Source organism: Erwinia sp. S38, from assembly GCF_016624545.1.
Classification (GTDB): Bacteria; Pseudomonadota; Gammaproteobacteria; order Enterobacterales; family Enterobacteriaceae; genus Erwinia; species Erwinia coffeiphila.
The window spans coordinates 66825-84519 of sequence record NZ_JACVTS010000004.1 but is presented as its reverse complement, the minus strand read 5'-3'; the positions used below and the strand labels follow the sequence as shown (position 1 = coordinate 84519).

At 55.9% G+C, this 17695-nt stretch carries 16 protein-coding genes; 8 read left to right on the top strand and 8 right to left on the bottom strand.

What is annotated here, in order from left to right:
* Positions 1-41: 41 nt before the first annotated feature.
* On the top strand, positions 42-356 hold the full coding sequence (locus IBT46_RS06240; protein ID WP_200544894.1) for a glucose PTS transporter subunit EIIB: 315 nt from the start codon (positions 42-44) through the stop codon (positions 354-356).
* 103 nt (positions 357-459) lie between these two features.
* On the opposite strand, the gene IBT46_RS06235 is transcribed toward IBT46_RS06240, so the two are convergent.
* The gene (locus IBT46_RS06235; RefSeq protein WP_200544893.1) at positions 460-1722 is read right to left on the bottom strand and encodes a maltoporin; all 1263 of its coding nucleotides are present in this window, start codon (positions 1720-1722) and stop codon (positions 460-462) included.
* A 261-nt stretch (positions 1723-1983) separates the two neighbouring features.
* Between IBT46_RS06235 and IBT46_RS06230 the strand changes: the two genes are divergently transcribed.
* Complete coding sequence (locus tag IBT46_RS06230) at positions 1984-3054, top strand: LacI family DNA-binding transcriptional regulator (RefSeq protein ID WP_200544892.1); 1071 nt, start codon at positions 1984-1986, stop codon at positions 3052-3054.
* Between the two features lie 58 nt (positions 3055-3112).
* Here IBT46_RS06230 and IBT46_RS06225 read toward each other — a convergent pair whose 3' ends face one another.
* The 4 genes from IBT46_RS06225 to IBT46_RS06210 all read right to left on the bottom strand — a co-directional run bounded on the left by IBT46_RS06225 (position 3113) and on the right by IBT46_RS06210 (position 8092).
* Positions 3113-3457: a helix-turn-helix domain-containing protein gene (locus IBT46_RS06225; protein ID WP_123333512.1), complete on the bottom strand. Its 345-nt coding sequence runs from the start codon at positions 3455-3457 to the stop codon at positions 3113-3115.
* Between the two features lie 213 nt (positions 3458-3670).
* Entirely contained in the window at positions 3671-4549 is an 879-nt protein-coding gene (araC, locus tag IBT46_RS06220) for an arabinose operon transcriptional regulator AraC (RefSeq protein WP_200544891.1), read from the bottom strand.
* An 88-nt stretch (positions 4550-4637) separates the two neighbouring features.
* Positions 4638-6062, bottom strand: a complete 1425-nt coding sequence (locus IBT46_RS06215) for an MFS transporter (protein ID WP_200544890.1) — start codon at positions 6060-6062, stop codon at positions 4638-4640.
* Positions 6059-8092: a beta-galactosidase gene (locus IBT46_RS06210; RefSeq protein WP_200544889.1), complete on the bottom strand. Its 2034-nt coding sequence runs from the start codon at positions 8090-8092 to the stop codon at positions 6059-6061. The genes IBT46_RS06215 and IBT46_RS06210 overlap by 4 nt, the downstream gene beginning before the upstream one ends.
* A 299-nt stretch (positions 8093-8391) precedes the next feature.
* On the opposite strand from IBT46_RS06210, the gene IBT46_RS06205 reads away from it, so the two are divergent.
* The 6 genes from IBT46_RS06205 to hisC all read left to right on the top strand — a co-directional run bounded on the left by IBT46_RS06205 (position 8392) and on the right by hisC (position 14282).
* Positions 8392-8829 (top strand): VOC family protein, encoded by a 438-nt coding sequence (locus tag IBT46_RS06205; RefSeq protein ID WP_200545062.1) that lies wholly within the window; start codon positions 8392-8394, stop codon positions 8827-8829.
* 566 nt (positions 8830-9395) lie between these two features.
* Positions 9396-10391, top strand: a complete 996-nt coding sequence (locus IBT46_RS06200; RefSeq protein ID WP_200544888.1) for an ABC transporter substrate-binding protein — start codon at positions 9396-9398, stop codon at positions 10389-10391.
* 18 nt (positions 10392-10409) lie between these two features.
* Positions 10410-11246: an ABC transporter permease subunit gene (locus tag IBT46_RS06195; protein ID WP_200544887.1), complete on the top strand. Its 837-nt coding sequence runs from the start codon at positions 10410-10412 to the stop codon at positions 11244-11246.
* A gap of 13 nt (positions 11247-11259) precedes the next feature.
* Complete coding sequence (locus IBT46_RS06190; protein ID WP_200544886.1) at positions 11260-12018, top strand: ABC transporter ATP-binding protein; 759 nt, start codon at positions 11260-11262, stop codon at positions 12016-12018.
* 11 nt (positions 12019-12029) lie between these two features.
* Positions 12030-13145, top strand: a complete 1116-nt coding sequence (locus tag IBT46_RS06185) for an iron-containing alcohol dehydrogenase family protein (RefSeq protein ID WP_200544885.1) — start codon at positions 12030-12032, stop codon at positions 13143-13145.
* Between the two features lie 12 nt (positions 13146-13157).
* Positions 13158-14282 carry a histidinol-phosphate transaminase gene (hisC, locus tag IBT46_RS06180; protein WP_200544884.1) on the top strand — a complete coding sequence of 375 codons (1125 nt, stop codon included), beginning with the start codon at positions 13158-13160 and terminating at the stop codon, positions 14280-14282.
* Between the two features lie 97 nt (positions 14283-14379).
* Here hisC and IBT46_RS06175 read toward each other — a convergent pair whose 3' ends face one another.
* From IBT46_RS06175 to IBT46_RS06165, 3 genes are all read right to left on the bottom strand, one after another.
* Positions 14380-15810, bottom strand: a complete 1431-nt coding sequence (locus IBT46_RS06175; RefSeq protein WP_200544883.1) for a sugar porter family MFS transporter — start codon at positions 15808-15810, stop codon at positions 14380-14382.
* A 14-nt stretch (positions 15811-15824) separates the two neighbouring features.
* Entirely contained in the window at positions 15825-16736 is a 912-nt protein-coding gene (iolE, locus tag IBT46_RS06170) for a myo-inosose-2 dehydratase (RefSeq protein ID WP_200544882.1), read from the bottom strand.
* Between the two features lie 106 nt (positions 16737-16842).
* The gene (locus IBT46_RS06165; protein ID WP_200544881.1) at positions 16843-17667 is read right to left on the bottom strand and encodes a sugar phosphate isomerase/epimerase; all 825 of its coding nucleotides are present in this window, start codon (positions 17665-17667) and stop codon (positions 16843-16845) included.
* Between the last annotated feature and the right edge of the window lie 28 nt (positions 17668-17695).

Sequence of the window (17695 nt, the reverse complement as noted above, 5' to 3'; positions counted from 1 at the left end):
GGCGCAAGCCCGCCTTTTTTTATGTCCAGAAGGAGAGAAATATGGTGAGTCTGAAATCGTTTAAGCACTACTTCAGCCGCGAAGCGCTGCCTGCGGAAGAAGCCCCGGCCGACAACGCGCTGCTGGATCGGCTGTTAAGCTGCTTCGGCGGCCGCGACAATATCGTGCAGGTGGATGCCTGTCTGACCCGGCTGCGAGTGACGGTTAAATCGCTGTCTGCGGTGGATTCTGCCGGGCTGCAGCAGGCGGGAGCCATCGGGGTGGTGATCCTTGGCCATGAGGTGCATGCCATCTTCGGCACGCAGTCGGACCGGCTGCGTCAGCTGCTGGATGCGCGTTTCTTTGGCAATGCCTGAGTTGACAGGGTGACGTTGTCACAATAAAAAAAGGATAACCGGTAACGGTTATCCAATAAAACAGCCAGTGTTCAAGCAGTGATCGGGGAGCGAGCGGGGGAGATTACCACCAGGCCTCAACCTGGACGCCGAAGTTCCAGGTATCGCTGGCTGTACCATCATCGAAGCTGTTGCCCTGCTCGGAGTCATTCAGGTAGGAGGCAAACACGCGCAGTTCAGGGCGTGACATGAACTCAGGACCGGCCGCCAGACCCAGCGCCAGGGTGTATTTCTGCCCGGCCTGTTTGTAGTCGCTGCCGTCCTTGTACTGATCTTTCTGCCAGAAGCTGCCCGCTTCGCCGATACCGCGCACATAGTCAGTGAACTGGTACTGCGCACGGCCCACGACCGACAGCAGGGTGCTCTTATCGCTGTACGCCGTCAGATCCTGCGCAGAGCCCCATGTAATCACCTGGTTCAGCGACAGGCGGTCGGTGATCGGCAGCAGGCCGGTGTTAATGATGCGATAGCCGGTGGCGTCGCGGGTGTCATTCCACATATCGTACCAGCCGCCGCCCTGCGAGATAACGTTCTGCGCAAGGCCTTTATTCGCATACTGGAACACCAGCTTCTGGTAGCCGCCCCACATATCCTGGCTGATTTCACCGGTCAGCATCACGCCGTTGTCGGCATCATACAGCCCGCCGTACTCTTTCTGCTTTTTGGTGGTGTTCGGCATGGCGTAGTCGATACCGAACTCGGTCCAGGCACCGCTCCACGGCTTCCAGCCGGCGTAACGCAGGTCGAGGTAGTTGATGTTGACGTCGTTATCACCGTCTTCACGGTAGTCAACGTCGTTCGCGTCACCGCGTATCCAGGCGAATGACACCGCGCCCGGGCCGACGGTGTAGTTTTCAATACCGGCACCGGAGCCGGAAATATTCCAGTATTTGGTGTCAATAATGTGCAGATCGTGGCGCTGGTAGTAGCGCTTACCGCCCCAGATCACCGCATTTTTATCGCCCGGGACCAGGCCTTTAATTTGCAGATTCAGCTGACGCAGACCAAACTGCGCATCGTCGCCGAGGGTGGTTTCGTTATCGTTAGACCCATCGGAGACCATGCTGACCATGCTGTCGACGTAGAAGCTGACATCGTCCTTTTTATAGACTTCGCTACCCAGCTCCACTTCGCCGTAGGTATCACCTTCGTTGCCGAGACGACCAAGCTTGTTCTTCTGCCACTCCTGAATGCCGCCGTCCTGCGACACGCCCACGCCGCCGCGCAGATAGCCGTGGAAATCAATATTATCGATGGCTGCGTATAACGCCGGGGAAGTCAGTGCCGCAGCAAGTGCCACAGCGGTTGCATGTAGTCTGGTATTCATGTCACCCTCGTTTTTGTAATACGTTCACAATGTGAGAGCAGTAAACGCCCAGTGACGAATCCCCTGCAATTTAAATGTCAAGATTGTGTGATTTACTGCAAATTTTTAGGCGCTTATTGTAACGTTTGGTGAGATTGATCACCGAAATATGAATGTGAACGTCGGACTTTTTTATGATTTTTTCGACAGTGTGACGGGGTTAACCCGGCCAGGGTTTCGGCTGTGTTACACTTTCCGCATCTGCTACCAGGGAAGCGAGCCATGAAATCGAAGAATTCCACTTTAGAGGATGTTGCCCGTCACGCCGGAGTGTCTTATCAGACCGTTTCCCGGGTGCTTAATAAGTCTGCCAACGTCTCCGAAGCGACGCGCAGCAAGGTTGAGAAAGCGATAGAGGTGCTGCGCTACGTGCCTAACCGCCTGGCACAGCAGCTGGTCGGTAAGCAGAGCACCACGCTCGGGCTGGTGACCACCTCGCTGGCGCTGCATGCCCCTTCACAGGTGGCGGCGGCGGTAAAGCGCTATGCCAACGCGGCGGATTACCAGGTGCTGATCGCGATGATTGATGAGAACGTCAACCAAAGCCTGCAGGATTGCATCAACGAGCTGAAGTCGCAGCGCGTCGATAAAGTGATTATTAACGTGCCGCTGGAGACCACCGATGCAGAGCGCATCGTGCAGGAGAACGACGACATCCTGTGCCTGTTCCTGGACGTCGATCCGTTCTCGTCGGTGTTTAACGTTTCGTTTAACCCGGCGGACGGTACCCGCGCCAGCGTCAAATACCTCTTTGAGCAGGGGCACCGCGAGTTCGCGCTGCTGGCAGGGCCGCAGCATTCGGTTTCCGCCCGCCTGCGGCTGAAAAGCTGGCTGGAGACGCTGGAAGGCTACGGCCTACAGCCGGTCAGCGTGATCCACGGCAACTGGGATGCGCAGAGCGGCTTTAACGGCATCCTGCAGATGCTGCACGAAACCCCGCGCTTCAGCGCGCTGCTGGTCGGCAACGATCAGATGGCGCTCGGCGTGCTGAGCGCACTGCACCAGCGCGGCATGGCGGTTCCGGGGCAGGTTTCGGTGGTGGGCTACGATGACACCTATGAAAGCGCCTTCTTCCACCCCGCGCTGACCACGGTTTCCCTCGACCTCGATTTACAGGGTAAAGAGGCGGTGAGCCGCATTTTGCAGGCCAGCGAAGACGACCACAGTCGATCGTCCTCGATCCTGCCCGCACGCCTGGTGGTACGCAATTCCACCGCCGCGCTGGGGTCGGGTACGCAGGATTTAGCGCAGATCGCCGCGCAGCTGCGGCAGATTGCCAGTCGGTTGCAGTAGGGGGGAAGGCGAGTTGTCTTCAAGTATTACGCGGGTCTATGAGGCGGGAAGTACGCTTTCAGAAGTCATCAAACGTCTCCTTCGCTGGTTTACGTATCCTTTGTGGCATCAGGCTGAGCTTATCCTCGGTTTGCCTGCGATAGGCTATCAGCCGGTTGACGTCGGCTGTCGCATCGAAGAGAGGAATTCCGAGGAGTGCCGCAACTTCGAATACAACGCCCAGCTCGCACTTGGGATCGGCTTTTTCAATTCGCTGCAGCATACTCCGCGATATCCCTGCGCGTTCCGCCAGTTCTGACTCCGTCATTTTTTGGTTTTTACGTTCAAAACGGATCATTTCAGCGAACAATTTGATCGCTTCAAGGGTGTAGCGTGAGTAAACCCTCTGTATCGAACGCGGCATTTTGACCTCCTTAAAGGTCGTTAACCATCTTAGTGCATCATATAGAACTCTAAGTACCATTTCATTCCTGGATTCACAAACTAAATGGATGCCATATGAGTCTTAAAGGGGTTTTATGACTCATATACGAGTCATAAATCGATGTTGATGGCGCGTCAATGATATTTGAGCTGATGTTCGAACATTAGCTTTAATACCATATGCTCTGTACGGTCAAAATAAAGCGGCTTGCTCAAATTTCTTTCGGTACTCGCGTGGACTCAGCTGGTTGTGCTGACTGAACACGCGTGAAAAATAAAGCGGGTCTTCATAGCCGACGGCGCGGGCAACCTGAGTGACATTCAGCTGTTTATAGCGCAGTAAATCACAGGCACGTGAAATACGCTGCTGTTCACGCCAGCCGTAAATGGTATTACCCATTTCTTTCCTGAATATATGAGTAAGGCGTGAGGCGGAAAGGAAGGTCATGCGCGCCAGTTCTTCGACTCGGGTATCTTCGGACAGGTGCTCATTAATGTAATCGCAGACGGTCTGAATACGGGGGTCACGGTTATGACGATTGCTGGCCGGCTGAAGCTGGAAGGCCTTCAGAATGATGCGCTCAAGCGCATTCATGGCCATGGCTTCCTGGAGCAGTGCCCCGACCGCATTACAGGATATCACCTCTTTGAAGAGCTGAACCATTTGCTGGCTTTGCAGTTTATCAGCGAGCAACATGCGGCCGATGTCGCCCTGTTTATTGTCCCAGCGCAGCCAGTCAATCCAGTACGGACGGGGGATAAAATAGATCCAGAGATGGTCCCAGGCAATGCTCTCTTTGGCCCTGCCGTAGTGATGAATCACGCCGGGCGGGAACAACAGCATCTCATCCTGCTGACAGTGAAACTCGCCCTCTGCATGATGAATGATCCCTTCACCTTTCAGCGTCAGGTTAATCATGTAGCCTTTCATTCCGTTGGGACGGTGGATAAAAAAGTCGAGTTTGCTGCCGGGGCTGATTGGGGTGAATCCGGAAACCATGAATGCGTTAAAGGAGAAGCTTCTCATGAGCGGAGAAAAGCTTAACATACCGGCTTCGTTCAGTTCTTCCATTGGTTCCCGTCCCTGTTTCAACGCTGCAGATACTATAGGGAACCCCCTCCATTGCTGAAGGGGGGATGTTCTCATTTTGTCGTAGAGATCACTTCAAATTTAGCAAACTGTCGCCGGTGACTGAAGCGTCGGTACGATCGGCCTGCTGATAACGACCGTCAGACAGATCCTGCGCGACCTGATGGTAGAACCCATCCAGCTTGTAAAACCAGAGCAGTACCAGGTTTAGCGCCGCGAGGATGAGCGGGAAAAAGATAAACAGAAATTCGATAGTCCTGATGACGGTTTCAGACTGAGGGGCGCTTCCACCACTGACAAACCCGGCCGCACCCAGTATCCAGCCTACGCTTGCCGTACCGAGCCCCATCCCCAGCGTCTGCCCCAGCGTACCGGCACTGAAGAGTATGCCTTCAATACGCAGCCCGGTTCGCCATTCACCGTAGTCGATGGTGTCTGCCAGCAGGGCGAACATGGTGGCACCAATGCCGCAGAATCCCACGCTGCGTACTGCCGTGGCCATAATCACAAACAGCGCATTCTGCTTGTCGAACAGCGGCAGCAGGTAAGCAATACAGCAAACGATCAATCCGAGCATGGCCAGGCGCCGCTTGCCCAGCTTTTTAAGCAGCGTCGGGATGATCATCAGCGTAAGCAAGCCCGGTATGTACTGGGCCATGCTGATGTAGGCAATCAGAGAGACATCCGAAAGAACATATTTCGAGTAATACACCCCGACTGCCGACAACGCGGTGAGGCTGGTGAAGGTAATCATCAGATAGAAGAAGATGATCAGCCAGTAGCGATTTGCCATGACTGAACGCGTAACCTGTCTGGCATTAATTCTCTGGCTGTTGTCGCTGCTCACCGGTTCTACACGCTCGCGGGTACCCAGCGCGGTCAGAAGCAGGAACAGGGCGGTGAACAAGCCAAATATAGCGAATACGATAATCCAGGACGTACTGCTGTTGCCGAAAAATGCCACCATCGGCAGGGTTAACACCCCAACGGTAAGCGATCCACAGGTTGAGAACCCTTTCCGGAACACACTCAATATGCCGCGCTGATAATTATCACGCGTGATCAACGCCAGGAGCGAGCCGTAGGCGATGTTGTTCGCGGTAAACATGATATTGGTCAGCAGATAGGTAATGCAGACGTAGACGACTTTCAGTGTGTAACTGACGTCTGGAATGGTCGACATCAGAAAGGCCGACAGGCCAAACGGGACGGCGGTCCACAGAACCCACGGCCGGGCTTTGCCCAGGCGGGAGCGCGTCTTATCGATGCGTATGCCGACGTAGATACAGATAATGCCATCCAGCACGCGGGCAAAGAACATCAGCGATCCCACCAGCAGAGCAGAGATGCCCACCACATCGGTGTAGTAATACGCCAGAAAAGTCACCATTAACGTGTAGGTTAAGTTGGTGCCATAATCGCCCACGCCAAAGGCCAGGCGTTCCCGGGTGCCGATACGCTGCAGATCCTGATTCGATGAGTCAGAGTTCATCATTCTTTCTCCACTTCAAAAATCGCCACGCCCCAGTCAGCCAGTTCAAGCGTCTGTCCCTGCCGGTAACGCTGCCCGCTCAGTAACTCCTCTCCGACCTTAAACGGGAAGGACAGAGTCTGAGGCTGGGTGGAATAGTTCAGGAAGAAAAGAACGGTATTGCCTGAACGGTTTACCGCACGCCTGACCGTGACCGGGTAACCCGGCGATAGGGCTGCGACGTCCAGATCCGCTTTTTCAATCAATCGAAGCAGCACCGCCTCCACGGCCTCAGAACTGATGCTGCAGCCCACGTAGGTAGCCGTTCCGGCACCGTAGCGGTTATGAACGATAGCTGCGTATTTATTCCAGTAGGGGTGCTGATAACTGGCCCAAACCTCGGCACCGGCATCGGCCTCCAGCAGCTCCATCCAGTCAGCTACAGCGGCTTTCCCGGCAGGAATGTCCAGCAGCCCGGACTGCAGGGTCACCTCGTGTGGCTCGACAAATAGCTGATAGCTTGCACCCACCGCTTCTCTGATGACGGCCGGCTGCCGGTTCGTTCTGACTTTGAGGTGTTCATTAGCAAAGCCCGACCTGAAGGCGTACAGGATATGCCCGCCCCGTTCGGTAAACTGATTCAGGCGTTGCAGAGATGACTCAGAAACGGCGTAAAGCAGGGGGGCTACCAGTAGCTGATAACGTGAGAGACGGGGATCGTCAACGGTCAGAATGTCTACTTCAATGTTGAGACGGTAAAGAGCATCATAATAAGCGCGAACGGTGTCGTTATACTGATGTTCCTTGTTACGACCAAACTGATGCCCGCTGTAAGGATGCCAGTCAACGGCGGTCAGTGAGTCGTGACTGACGAGCAGGGCGACGCGATTATGTTTTTTCAGGCCCGCAAGATGCGGGGAAAGGCGGGCGAATGCCTGGCCGATATCTTTCGCCTCATCATAAACAGGGTTTGGCTCCAGATCGTGACTGAGCAGTCCTTTCCAGTATGTTTCATAGGAGTTATGCAGGGAATGCCAGTGCCAGTAGCTTACCATCGCTGCGCCGGAAGCGATGTGACTAAAAGCCTGAAGGCGGAGCTGGCCGGGGTAAGGGGTCCAGTTTTTAAACGCCTGCGCCTGCGTTTCCAGAACCAGATAGTTTGCGTCCTTCGTTGTGCGCGCAATGTCCCCGCAGAAGGCAATTTCTACCCCGGTAAGCTGATGCTGGCCCGGGTGATAAATATCCACGCCGGTAATGTCCAGCACTGACGATGCCGTGAAATGATCGACCTCTCCGCGCACACCAAAGGACCAGGTCCGCCACTCGAAATCGAAGTTATGGGTGATGAACTGACCGGGCAGGCGATACTCGCTGACCAGCGTTGCCTGCCAGGCCAGGAAGTCTGTCACCAGGCCGCGCTGATAGCGCTGGAAAGCGGCACCCAGACTGGCGTTGATGGTACTTTCCAGCGGCGGGAAATCCTCCCAGGCGTCGATTCTGTTACTCCAGTAATCAAGGCCGTACTCGGCATTCAGCTTGTCGAGATTGCCATCAAACTGTTTCTTCAGCTGCTCAATAAAGCCCCTCTGAACGGGTGCTCCGCAGGTATCGTAGTATTTAGTCTCATTATCGATCTGATACCCAATGACGGCCGGGTGACTGGCGGTGGCGGTCAGCAACTCGCGAATAATCCGCTCTGCATATCGCAGGTAAACAGGGCTGGTGATATCCATCTTTTGGCGGTGACCATATTTATTCACCCCCTGCGGGGTGGTGGCCATGACCGAAGGGTGTTTTTTCGCAAGCCATGCAGGAATGGCATAGGTTGGCGTACCGATGATAACGGCGATGTGGTTAGCATGCATACGGTCCAGAACGGTCAGCACGCTGGAAAAGTTAAAATCACCGTCCTGTCGTTCGTAGCTGCTCCACGTGCTTTCCGCAATACGAACCACATTGATGCCTGCCGCCTTCATCAGCCGTATATCTTCATCCAGCCGTTCTTCAGGCATATATTCACGGTAGTAAGCCACACCATAGAGTAATTTTTCCACTTTTATCCTGCCTCTTATTTTAAGCGTTCGGCAGATAAATTAGAGGAAGTTGGTCGGTGATAGATAAAGCATGTCGCTGGCAACATAGAGAAACTCGCTGCCCGGTGAGTCTTATGAAGGTCATCACAAAAGGACGGCGTGAAGCATTCAATCATTTTGTTCTGGCTACTGCATTCGGAAGTTAATCCAGAGTATATGACTCATTCCTGGTGTAAAAGCAGCTCAGACCGGCCCTTGACCTCAACTTAACATGAGGTTTTAGAATGTCTGCTCTTAACTTCTATGGGCAAATTATGGATATGAACGAAATAGATGTTGGTTTCACGCATGTTGCATTTGTCGTCAGAAACCTGGATAGAAGTATTGCGTTTTATGAACGCTATGCCGGTATGTCTGTTGTTCACCAGCGCGAACCTGATGTTCCCGATGCGCGAAAAGTGGCATGGCTGAGCGATCGAACCCGCCCGTTTGCCCTCGTTTTGGTACAGTCAGATAATGTGACGGACACCCCATTAGGGAACTTCGGTCATCTGGGCGTTGCCTGTGCCAGCCGCCAGGAAATTGATGAAAAAATTAGTTTGGCACGTGCTGAAAATGTTTTGCGGAAAGAACCTGTAGATGCAGGCGATCCAGTGGGTTATTACGTTTTCTTCGCTGACCCAGACGGCAATACGTTGGAACTTTCTTACGGACAGCGTGTTGGGCTGGAGTCCTCAGGTAACGCTATAAAGCAATAAATCGCAGTTCTGATTGTTGTCATAGTATAAAGTTGCCTTCCGCCCGCTAAAGGGGAAGGCATGCCTCATATTGGATTCAGGGCACTGATTTCCATAACGCCAGATATTAAGTTGCTGTCGTCAATTAACTATTGAGGAACACGGCGGCAGGTTCCACCGATAACACTTTAGCGGAGATAGTTAATTTAACATAATTAGTATTATGCGCACCAAATTCAGATGTTAATTATGTTAAATATCAACCTGATAATGTCACTTTTTAGCTAGTTTATTATGTCACCCAGTTACGGCGCATTTGCCACCTTTCATTTTAACTTGGGAACTGAGGATGATATTTCAACTTCGGGTAAACATGTATTATTGGCGCAACTTAGTCATATCCGCCTCGAATATACGGACATTTCTATTGAACTAGTTATTTTGAGATCCTTATAAACTTCCGCATAAGCAATCCTATAAAAAGCATGACGAAAACGTACATATATCACAAAGATTATCTTATTCTCGACCACGAATAACATTGCAATAGCATCAATTAACAATACCAATACAACAGGAAACACGACATGAGAATAAGATCTTTGGGATGGGTATTTACCTTGCTGACGTTGGCAGCACAAAGCGCCATCGCCGACCCCGACCTGAGCAAGACCACCTTGAGCGTGGCCAGCACCGGCTGGAAAGTCGAACAGGCGGTGTTAAAACTGGCGAAACTGGACGATACACCCTATCGCGTTACATATCAGGCCTTCCAGGGCGGCGCGCTGGGACTGGAGGCGATGGCGGCCAACAAAGTGGATTTCGCCGTCACCAGCGAAATTCCGCCGGTATTTGCGTCGCTGGCAGCAAATAAAGGTAATTTCAAAATTATCGCGATTAAAAACAGCTCCACCCTGCATCAGGAATTGATCGTTCCGCCCAATTCGCCGATAAAAAGCGTGGCGGAATTAAAAGGCAAACGCGTCGGCTATATTAAATCCACCACCGCCCATTATTTCCTGTATCAGATGCTGAAAAACGCCGGTCTGAAATGGGACGATATTCAGCGTGTAGAAATTACCACCGCCGACGGCGTCACTGCGCTATTCAGCGGCGGTATCGACGCCTTCGCCAGCTACGGCAATTCGATTAAAGCCGCCGAACTGCGCGGCGCTACCCAGTTGGCCAGTGCCGAAAATATTCTGTCCGGTAATTTCCCGATCGCGGCGTCTGAAATTTCGCTGCAAGACCCCGGCAAACGCGCCGCCTTCGCCGACTATATCGGCCGCCTGAACGCCGCTTACCACTATGCCGAAACGCACCCGGAAGAATGGGCTAAAGTCTCCGCCGATCCGACCGGCCGCCCCTACGACGTCGCGCTGGCAGACATCAAAGCAGAGTACGTCCAGGGCCCATCCCGCTACCTCGTGGTTTCACCTGAAGCGCTCAAGTCCCAGCAGGACGTAGCCGACACGCTGTACGCCACCGGGCTGCTGGAAAAACCGGCCGATGTCGCCACGTTCTACGACTCGACGCTGGACGTTCCTATCAATCAGGCCCTTGCCAAATACCTTCCCCGATAACTTCACGGAATGACCGCCATGCAGAAAAATCATCCCGTTTCACTCGCCGCCGAGTCGGTGATTCAGCCGCCGCGCGTCATCTCGCCGCCGCGCTTCAAACCTGCGCTGGCGCGGCTGCTGCGGCTGCTCGCTCCCTGGCTGCTGCCCATTGCCCTGCTGATTGTCTGGCACCTTTCCAGCCTGAACGAAGCCAGCCGCTCCATTCTGCCGTCGCCGCTTGAGGTAGTAACGCGCGCCATCACCAGTCTGGAGAACGGCGATCTGGCCGAAAGCATGTACGTCAGCGCCCGGCGAGCCATCGCCGGTTTCCTGCTCGGCGGCAGCATCGGCTTCGTGCTCGGCCTGCTCAACGGCGTGTCGCGGCGGGCTGAAATTACCCTCAGCACCACGATCAACATGGTGCACAACATCCCGGTGCTGGCGGTGATCTCGCTGTTTATCGTCTGGTTTGGCATCGGTGAGGAAGTGAAAATCGCCATGGTGGCGTTCGGCGTGTTTTTCCCGGTGTACGTCAATACCTTCCACGGTATCAGGAACATCGATCGCGGTCTGCTGGAAATGGGCAAGGTCTATGGCTTCACGCCGCTGCAAATGTTCCGCGACATCATCTTCCCCGGCGCGCTGCCTTCGATTCTGGTCGGTGTGCGGCTGTCGCTGAGCATCATGTGGCTGGTGCTGATAGCCGCTGAAACCATCGCCTCCGACGCCGGTATCGGCTACATGGCCATCACCGGCCGCGAGCTGATGCAAATGGACAAAGTGGTACTCAGCATCATCATCTATGCGCTGCTCGGCAAACTGTCCGACGTCATCGCTTCGTCGCTGATGCGCCGTGTGCTGCGCTGGCGCAACTAACAGGAACTCCATCATGACGTCCCCCAACGGCTACGGCATTACCCTCGACAACGTCAGCAAGCGTTTCGGCGACGTGTCAATTCTCAACAACGTTAGCCTGACGCTGGCACCCGGCGAGTTCGTCGCCATCGTCGGCCACAGCGGCTGCGGCAAAAGCACGCTGCTGCGCATGATCGCCGGGCTGGAACAGCCTACCAGCGGCACCATCACCATCGACCGTCAGCCGATCGACGGTGTCAATCCGCACGTCCGCGTGCTGTTTCAGGAAGCGCGTCTGCTGCCCTGGCGCAGCGTGCTGGACAACGTGCGTTCCGGCTCTCCGAACCGGGACGACGACGTAGCGCGAAGCGTGCTGGCCAAAGTCGGGCTGGCCGATAAGCAGCGCAGCTGGCCGGGCGTGCTGTCCGGCGGGCAGAAGCAGAGAGTGGCACTGGCGCGCGCACTGGTGGCCGAACCGCGCGTGCTGCTGCTGGACGAACCGCTCGGTGCGCTGGACGCGCTCACCCGCCTCGACATGCAGGCGCTGATCGAGAATGTCTGGCTGGAGCAGCGCTTCACCGGCATTTTGGTTACCCATGACGTGGACGAAGCCGTGCGGCTGGCGGACCGGGTGATCGTTATGGCGCACCAGCACATCGCGTTGGATGTCCGTATCGAACTCAGCCGTCCACATACCGCCGAAGAGGACCAGTTGCACTACAAGAAACTGATCCTCAGCAAGATCCTGCACCTGCCGGAACATCAGAGCCCACAGGCAGAATTCACCATCTGAGAGGAATCATCATGCTCACTATCAAGGCACCGGAACAGTATCTCAACCAGCCCGATCTGCTGTCGCAGGCGGGCGAGCACATCTCGCGCTACGGCAAACGCGCCTTTATCATCACCGGGCAGACCGCGTTCGAACAGGTCGGCGGCACGCTGACCGCCAGTCTGGACGAGCAGCGTATCGCCCACCAGACGGTGACGCTCACCGGCTACCCGACGCGGCGCGTCATCGAGCGGTTCAGCCAGCAGGCTAAAGACTTTACCGCCGACGTGATTATCGCCATTGGCGGCGGCCGGGTGTGCGACACCGCCAAAGTGGTGGGCGATCGGCTCGGCCTGCCGGTAGTGGCCGTGCCCACTATCGCCGCCACCTGCGCCGCCTGGGCGGCGGTGTCGATCCTCTACGACGAAGAGGGCGACTTCGACGCCGTACACCTCAACCGCCGTTCCCCGGTGCTGGTGCTGGCCGACACCAGGGTGATTCTGGCCGCCCCGGCGAACTACACCCACGCAGGGGTGCTCGACACGCTTGCCAAATGGTACGAAACGGAGCCGAACCATACGCCGGACGTCCATTCGCTCACTCTGCCGCAAATGATCCACACCGCGCGCCTGGCGTTCGACGTGCTTTCGCGTCAGGCAAGGCAGGCCATTGAAGAGGGGCAACGCGGCGTGGTGACGCAGGCCGGGCTGGACACGGTCGACGCCATCATCTATCTGGCCGGACAGGTCGGCACCCTGCACGACGGTCGGCACTTCGGCGGCTTCGCCCACCCGTATTATCAGGCCTCCACCCGACTGGCCCATACCCGCTACCGCCTGCACGGCGACAAGGTGGCGCTGGGGCTACTGACGCAGTTCGTCATCAGCGGCATCGACTACGACAGCTTCCGCGATCGCGTGCAGCTGTTCGAACAGTTCAACCTGGCACTGACGCTGGAAGAGATCGGCATCAGCGACGACATCGACGCCGATATCGCCCTGCTGGCGCAGGAAACCTTCAGCGAGCTGCAACGCCTGACGCGCCTGCCCTTCGCCTCCGGCCCGCAGCAGATTGAAACCGCCATCCGCCAGACCGACCGCTGGGTGCGGCAGATCCGTGCCGCCGTTCCCCATCACACCGCCGCCTGACAGGAGCCTTAAATGATCCCGACCCATCGTAAAATCCTTGACGATCTCAGCCCGTTCATACCGGCGAGAACGTTGGAAGCCACCCGGCAGGAGCTGGGCACGCAGCAGATCCTCAATCTGTCGGCTAACGAGAACACCTTCGGCCTGTCGCCGCGGGTGAAGCAGGCGCTGCTCGACCACTGGAACGATCTCAGCTACTACCCGGACTCCACCGCCGCCGCGCTGCGGCGGCAAGTGGCCGACTATCATCAACTGCCGCCCGAACAGTTGATTTTCGGCACCGGCTCTTTCCAGTTGATTGAGCTGGTCGCCCAGACGTTTCTGTCGCCGGGTGATGAAGCTATCGCGCTGACGCCGTCCTTCCCCTACTACTACAACGCCACCCGTCAGATGGAAGCCCGTTTCGTTTCCGTGCCGCTGCGCGATTTCACCATCGATCTGGAGCCGCTCAAACAGGCAATTAACGACAAGACCCGCGTCATCTGGCTGTGCAACCCCAACAACCCGGCGGGCGGCATCGTGACCGAGCCGACTCTGCGCCAGTTTCTTCAGTCGATCCCACGCGATATCGTGGTGGTGCTGGATGAGGCCTATGTGGATTTTGTCGACGACCCGGATTTCCCGGACAGCCCGCGCCTGCTGCGCGAGTTCGGCAATCTGGTCATCCTGCGCACCTTCTCCAAGGCCTACGGGCTGGCGTCGTTCCGCATCGGCTACGGCATCGCCCGCCCGGAACTGATCGACCTGATGAGCCGCCTGCACCTGCCGGTCAACATCAGCACCCCGTCGCAGCTCGCCGCCGCCGCAAGTCTGGCGGATCGGGACTATTACCAGCGGGTCGTCGATGGCGTTAAGGCGGGACGGGAACTGTACTACCGGACGCTGGACACGCTGGGGCTGCGCTACATCCGCTCACACGGCAATTTCGTGCTATTTCATACCGGGCTGCCGAACAGCCAGCCGGTGGTCGACGTCTATTACCAACAGGGAATATTGATTCGTGCGGGCGAAGGATTCGGCCTGCCGGGTTGGCTACGCGTCACCATTGGCACGCCAGAAGAGAACCGGCGGGTGCTGGCGCTGCTGCCGCAGGCGCTGGTACAAACGGAAAAACGTCGCACCCTGCAGATGATTTGAACGGGGCTGCACGGTCAAACGGGCCTGTCATCTGGCCCGCTTTCCTTTATGTGCCGGGAAACACGCTGACGGATTATTACCTTCAGCAGCAGAAAAATCAGCCTTTCTCCGTCTGCACAGACAGCGAATTTTTCAGCATCTTCGCTGCCGCAACCTTTTCGATATCTTCCAGCGCCACGCCTCGGGTTTCCGGAACGTAACGCGACAGGAACCAGTAACAGACGACGTTAAACACCACGAAGATCCACATGGAGAACGCGCCGTGGAACTGCTCCTGTAGCCAGGCATTGTCGTTGACGATCGGGAACACCAGGGTGATCAGGAAATTGCTGATCCACATCAGGCCCACGGCCAGTCCCATACTGAATTCACGGATTCTGTCCGGGAAGATTTCCGAGATCATCACCCAGGCACCCGCACCCCAGCCCATACCAAAGAACAGCGTGAAGATCAGGATGCCGCTGATGGCGATATAGCCGACATCATTGGTGTACAGACCCCAGGAGGCGATCAGCAGCCCGACGATGGCACCGACGGTGCCAATCTTCATGATCGGCAGACGGCCGTAGTGGTCGAACAGGTGCATGCCGATAAATGCGCCAATACCATTGAGCAGGGCGACAAAAATCGTTTCGAAGAAGATGATGTCTTTATCACTGGTGGTGCCTTCCAGCATCATCGGGGTGTAGTAGTTGATGACGTTGATGCCGGTGAACTGCTGCAGAACCGCAATCGCCACCCCGACCACCAGGATATAGCGCAGCGCCGGGTTGTCCGCCAACGCGCCTTTGCTCGCCGTGTTTGAGCTTCTGGCGGGTGACGATGGTAGCTGAAACAGCTGACGGGCCTCTTCCTGATTAAGCTCCGGATAGATACGCGACAGCACTTTAATCGCCTGCTCGCTGCGGTTATGCCGAATGCACCAGTGCGGCGACTCCGGTAAGCAAATGATCAACACCAGCATCGCCAGCGACGGCACCAGCTGCACGGCCATCATAATCCGCCAGCCGGTTTCCACCATCCAGGCCTGCGGCATGCCGCGTGCAATCAGGTAGTTGACGGTAAACACCGCCAGCACGCCGACCACCATCGACAGATCGTAAGTACCGGTGGCTTTACCGCGCATTTTGGCAGGCGACATTTCAGAGATATACATCGGGGCCACCGTTGCCGCCAGCCCAACGGCGATACCGCAGATCAGCCGCGAGCCGGTAAACAGCGTAAACGAGTCCGCGACGGCCGAAAAATAAGAGGTAATCACAAACAGGATGGCGCTGAGCAGCATCACCGGTTTGCGGCCGGTTTTATTCGCCATTTTCCCGGCGGTCAGCGCACCGATCACGCCGCCAAAGATCACGCTGGAAACCGCCCAGCCGGTTTGAACCGAATTCAGGCCGAAGGTGTGCTGGATCGACTCCAGCGTGGCGGCGATCACCCCTTCGGAATAACCAAACATAAATCCACCGGCGGAAGCCGCCAGGCAGAGCATATACACGTAACGGGCATTAAACCTGTGTTGATAAGACATGTCGTTGCTCTCCGTTATGCCTGGGCAGGCAGGATGGTGCTGAGCCAGTTACGCGCTCTGGCAACGGTGATGTCCGGGCACTCCAGCGAAGGGTCCTGCTCGGCTTCAACCACCACCCAGCCCTCATAACCAGAACGGCGGATAAACTCGAACAGCGGCTGGAAATCGATCGCGCCGTCACCGGGGATGGTAAACATACCGGCCCGCACCGCATCGTTGAACGAGAGATCGCCGCTGTGCACGGTTTCCAGTACCTGCGGACGCACGTCTTTCAGGTGAATATGCTTAATGCGTGGGCCAAACTCCGAAATCAGATCGACGTAGCTGAACCCGCCCGTCAGCGCATGTCCGGTGTCCAGCAGCAGGCCGACTTCATCGCCAGTTGCCGCCATCAGCTGGCGAACTTCATCCCGCGTTTCCACCACCATCATCAGGTGGTGGTGATACGCCATTGCCAGACCGTAGCGTTCCGCCAGCGCCCTGGCGAACTCGGTCAGCCGCGCGCCATACGCCGCCATCTGCGCCGGGGTTAACTTCTTACGGCGGGACATGGGCACATCCAGCGCGTTCTCCGCCATCGCGGCACACTCGCCGTACACCATCACCCGCGCCCCGGTTTTTTGCAGCAGCGTGGCAAACTCATCAACCGCGTTCAGTTCCTCATCCACGCTGCGCTCGGCGAGAAAACCGCTGTGCCAGCCGGATGCCAGTGAAAGGCGATAACCGGACAGCAGCGTATTCAGTTCGTCAGGATGGCGGGGAAATAAGCGGCTCATCTCAACGCCTTCATAACCCGCTGCCTGCGCGCCCGTCAGGCATAATTCTGCCGTGGCATCCTGACCAAACTCTTCTATGACTTCATTGGCCCAGGAGAGCGGACTGATTGCCACTCTCACCGGTAAACGGGGAGCATTATTTGTTTTCATATTATTCTCTACGTCACGCATTAATACAGGGAGGGATTAAGGTGATAACGATCGAATTCATTTATTAATAAAGATCGTCAACACCGGAAGTTCGATAATGGTTAAATTAATTCGCGTATTTTTTAATGGAGGCCAACAGCTCCTTTGTTAATAAAGCAGGATCGCGTTCCCACAGGCGCGGGCTGATTAATTCAATTGACCAGGCTCCGTTATAGCCGGTGGATTTAACGGCTTCGGACCAGGCGCGGAGATCGATTTCCCCTTCTCCCGGTATGCAGTCGCGTAATACCGTTTCATCCCAGGGTTCCTGCGGGCTGTGCGGCACGCGGCCGTCACCGAAGTGCACGCCAAAAATCATCTCTTTATCCATCGTAGCGACATCCTGCGGCGTGGCGCCGGAGGCGTAGAAGTGCCAGAAGTCGACCACCACACCGACATTCTTCTTATCAATCCGGCGGATCACCTCCTGCGCCTGGCTTAGCGTGCGGAATTTGGTGAAGGCCGGCAGCTCGATCATATAGCGAATGCCGTGCTGTTCACCGATGGCGGCGATAGCAGAAATATTTTCGCTCATGATGTCCATGATCTTGTCGTCGGCATAATGGTCGATGCCGGTACGCGGTAATATCATGACGGTTTCGGTACCCAGCTCAACGGCCTCACGGGTGATTTTTTCCGCTTCGGTCAGCAGCTGCTGCTTCTCGCTTCCCTCATGTCGTTCAATTCTGTCGAGCGCGCTGAGAAATGAAACCGAAAGCCCCGCATCGGCAATTACCTGTTTAATTTCCTGCGTGGTTCCGCCATTGTCTAAATAGCGCACCAGTTTAGGGTAAAATATTTCCAGCGCGTCGAAACCCGCCTCTTTCGCAAGGCGCACATCCGTTATTAAATTCCCGTGGCTGGTCGAAATACCATGTAATGAGGTCAGCATTATAATCACCTTAATATGCAGATAATAA

Excerpts from the sequence above, each read along its gene's own strand:
- IBT46_RS06200 (WP_200544888.1), top strand. The coding sequence starts at position 9,396 with ATGAGAATAAGATCTTTGGGATGGGTATTTACCTTGCTGACGTTGGCA.
- IBT46_RS06235 (WP_200544893.1), bottom strand. The coding sequence starts at position 1,722 with ATGAATACCAGACTACATGCAACCGCTGTGGCACTTGCTGCGGCACTG.
- araC (WP_200544891.1), bottom strand. The coding sequence starts at position 4,549 with ATGGAAGAACTGAACGAAGCCGGTATGTTAAGCTTTTCTCCGCTCATG.
- IBT46_RS06165 (WP_200544881.1), bottom strand. The coding sequence starts at position 17,667 with ATGCTGACCTCATTACATGGTATTTCGACCAGCCACGGGAATTTAATA.
- IBT46_RS06195 (WP_200544887.1), top strand. The coding sequence starts at position 10,410 with ATGCAGAAAAATCATCCCGTTTCACTCGCCGCCGAGTCGGTGATTCAG.
- IBT46_RS06215 (WP_200544890.1), bottom strand. The coding sequence starts at position 6,062 with ATGATGAACTCTGACTCATCGAATCAGGATCTGCAGCGTATCGGCACC.
- IBT46_RS06175 (WP_200544883.1), bottom strand. The coding sequence starts at position 15,810 with ATGTCTTATCAACACAGGTTTAATGCCCGTTACGTGTATATGCTCTGC.
- IBT46_RS06190 (WP_200544886.1), top strand. The coding sequence starts at position 11,260 with ATGACGTCCCCCAACGGCTACGGCATTACCCTCGACAACGTCAGCAAG.
- IBT46_RS06185 (WP_200544885.1), top strand. The coding sequence starts at position 12,030 with ATGCTCACTATCAAGGCACCGGAACAGTATCTCAACCAGCCCGATCTG.
- hisC (WP_200544884.1), top strand. The coding sequence starts at position 13,158 with ATGATCCCGACCCATCGTAAAATCCTTGACGATCTCAGCCCGTTCATA.
- IBT46_RS06205 (WP_200545062.1), top strand. The coding sequence starts at position 8,392 with ATGAACGAAATAGATGTTGGTTTCACGCATGTTGCATTTGTCGTCAGA.
- IBT46_RS06225 (WP_123333512.1), bottom strand. The coding sequence starts at position 3,457 with ATGCCGCGTTCGATACAGAGGGTTTACTCACGCTACACCCTTGAAGCG.
- IBT46_RS06240 (WP_200544894.1), top strand. The coding sequence starts at position 42 with ATGGTGAGTCTGAAATCGTTTAAGCACTACTTCAGCCGCGAAGCGCTG.
- IBT46_RS06230 (WP_200544892.1), top strand. The coding sequence starts at position 1,984 with ATGAAATCGAAGAATTCCACTTTAGAGGATGTTGCCCGTCACGCCGGA.
- iolE (WP_200544882.1), bottom strand. The coding sequence starts at position 16,736 with ATGAAAACAAATAATGCTCCCCGTTTACCGGTGAGAGTGGCAATCAGT.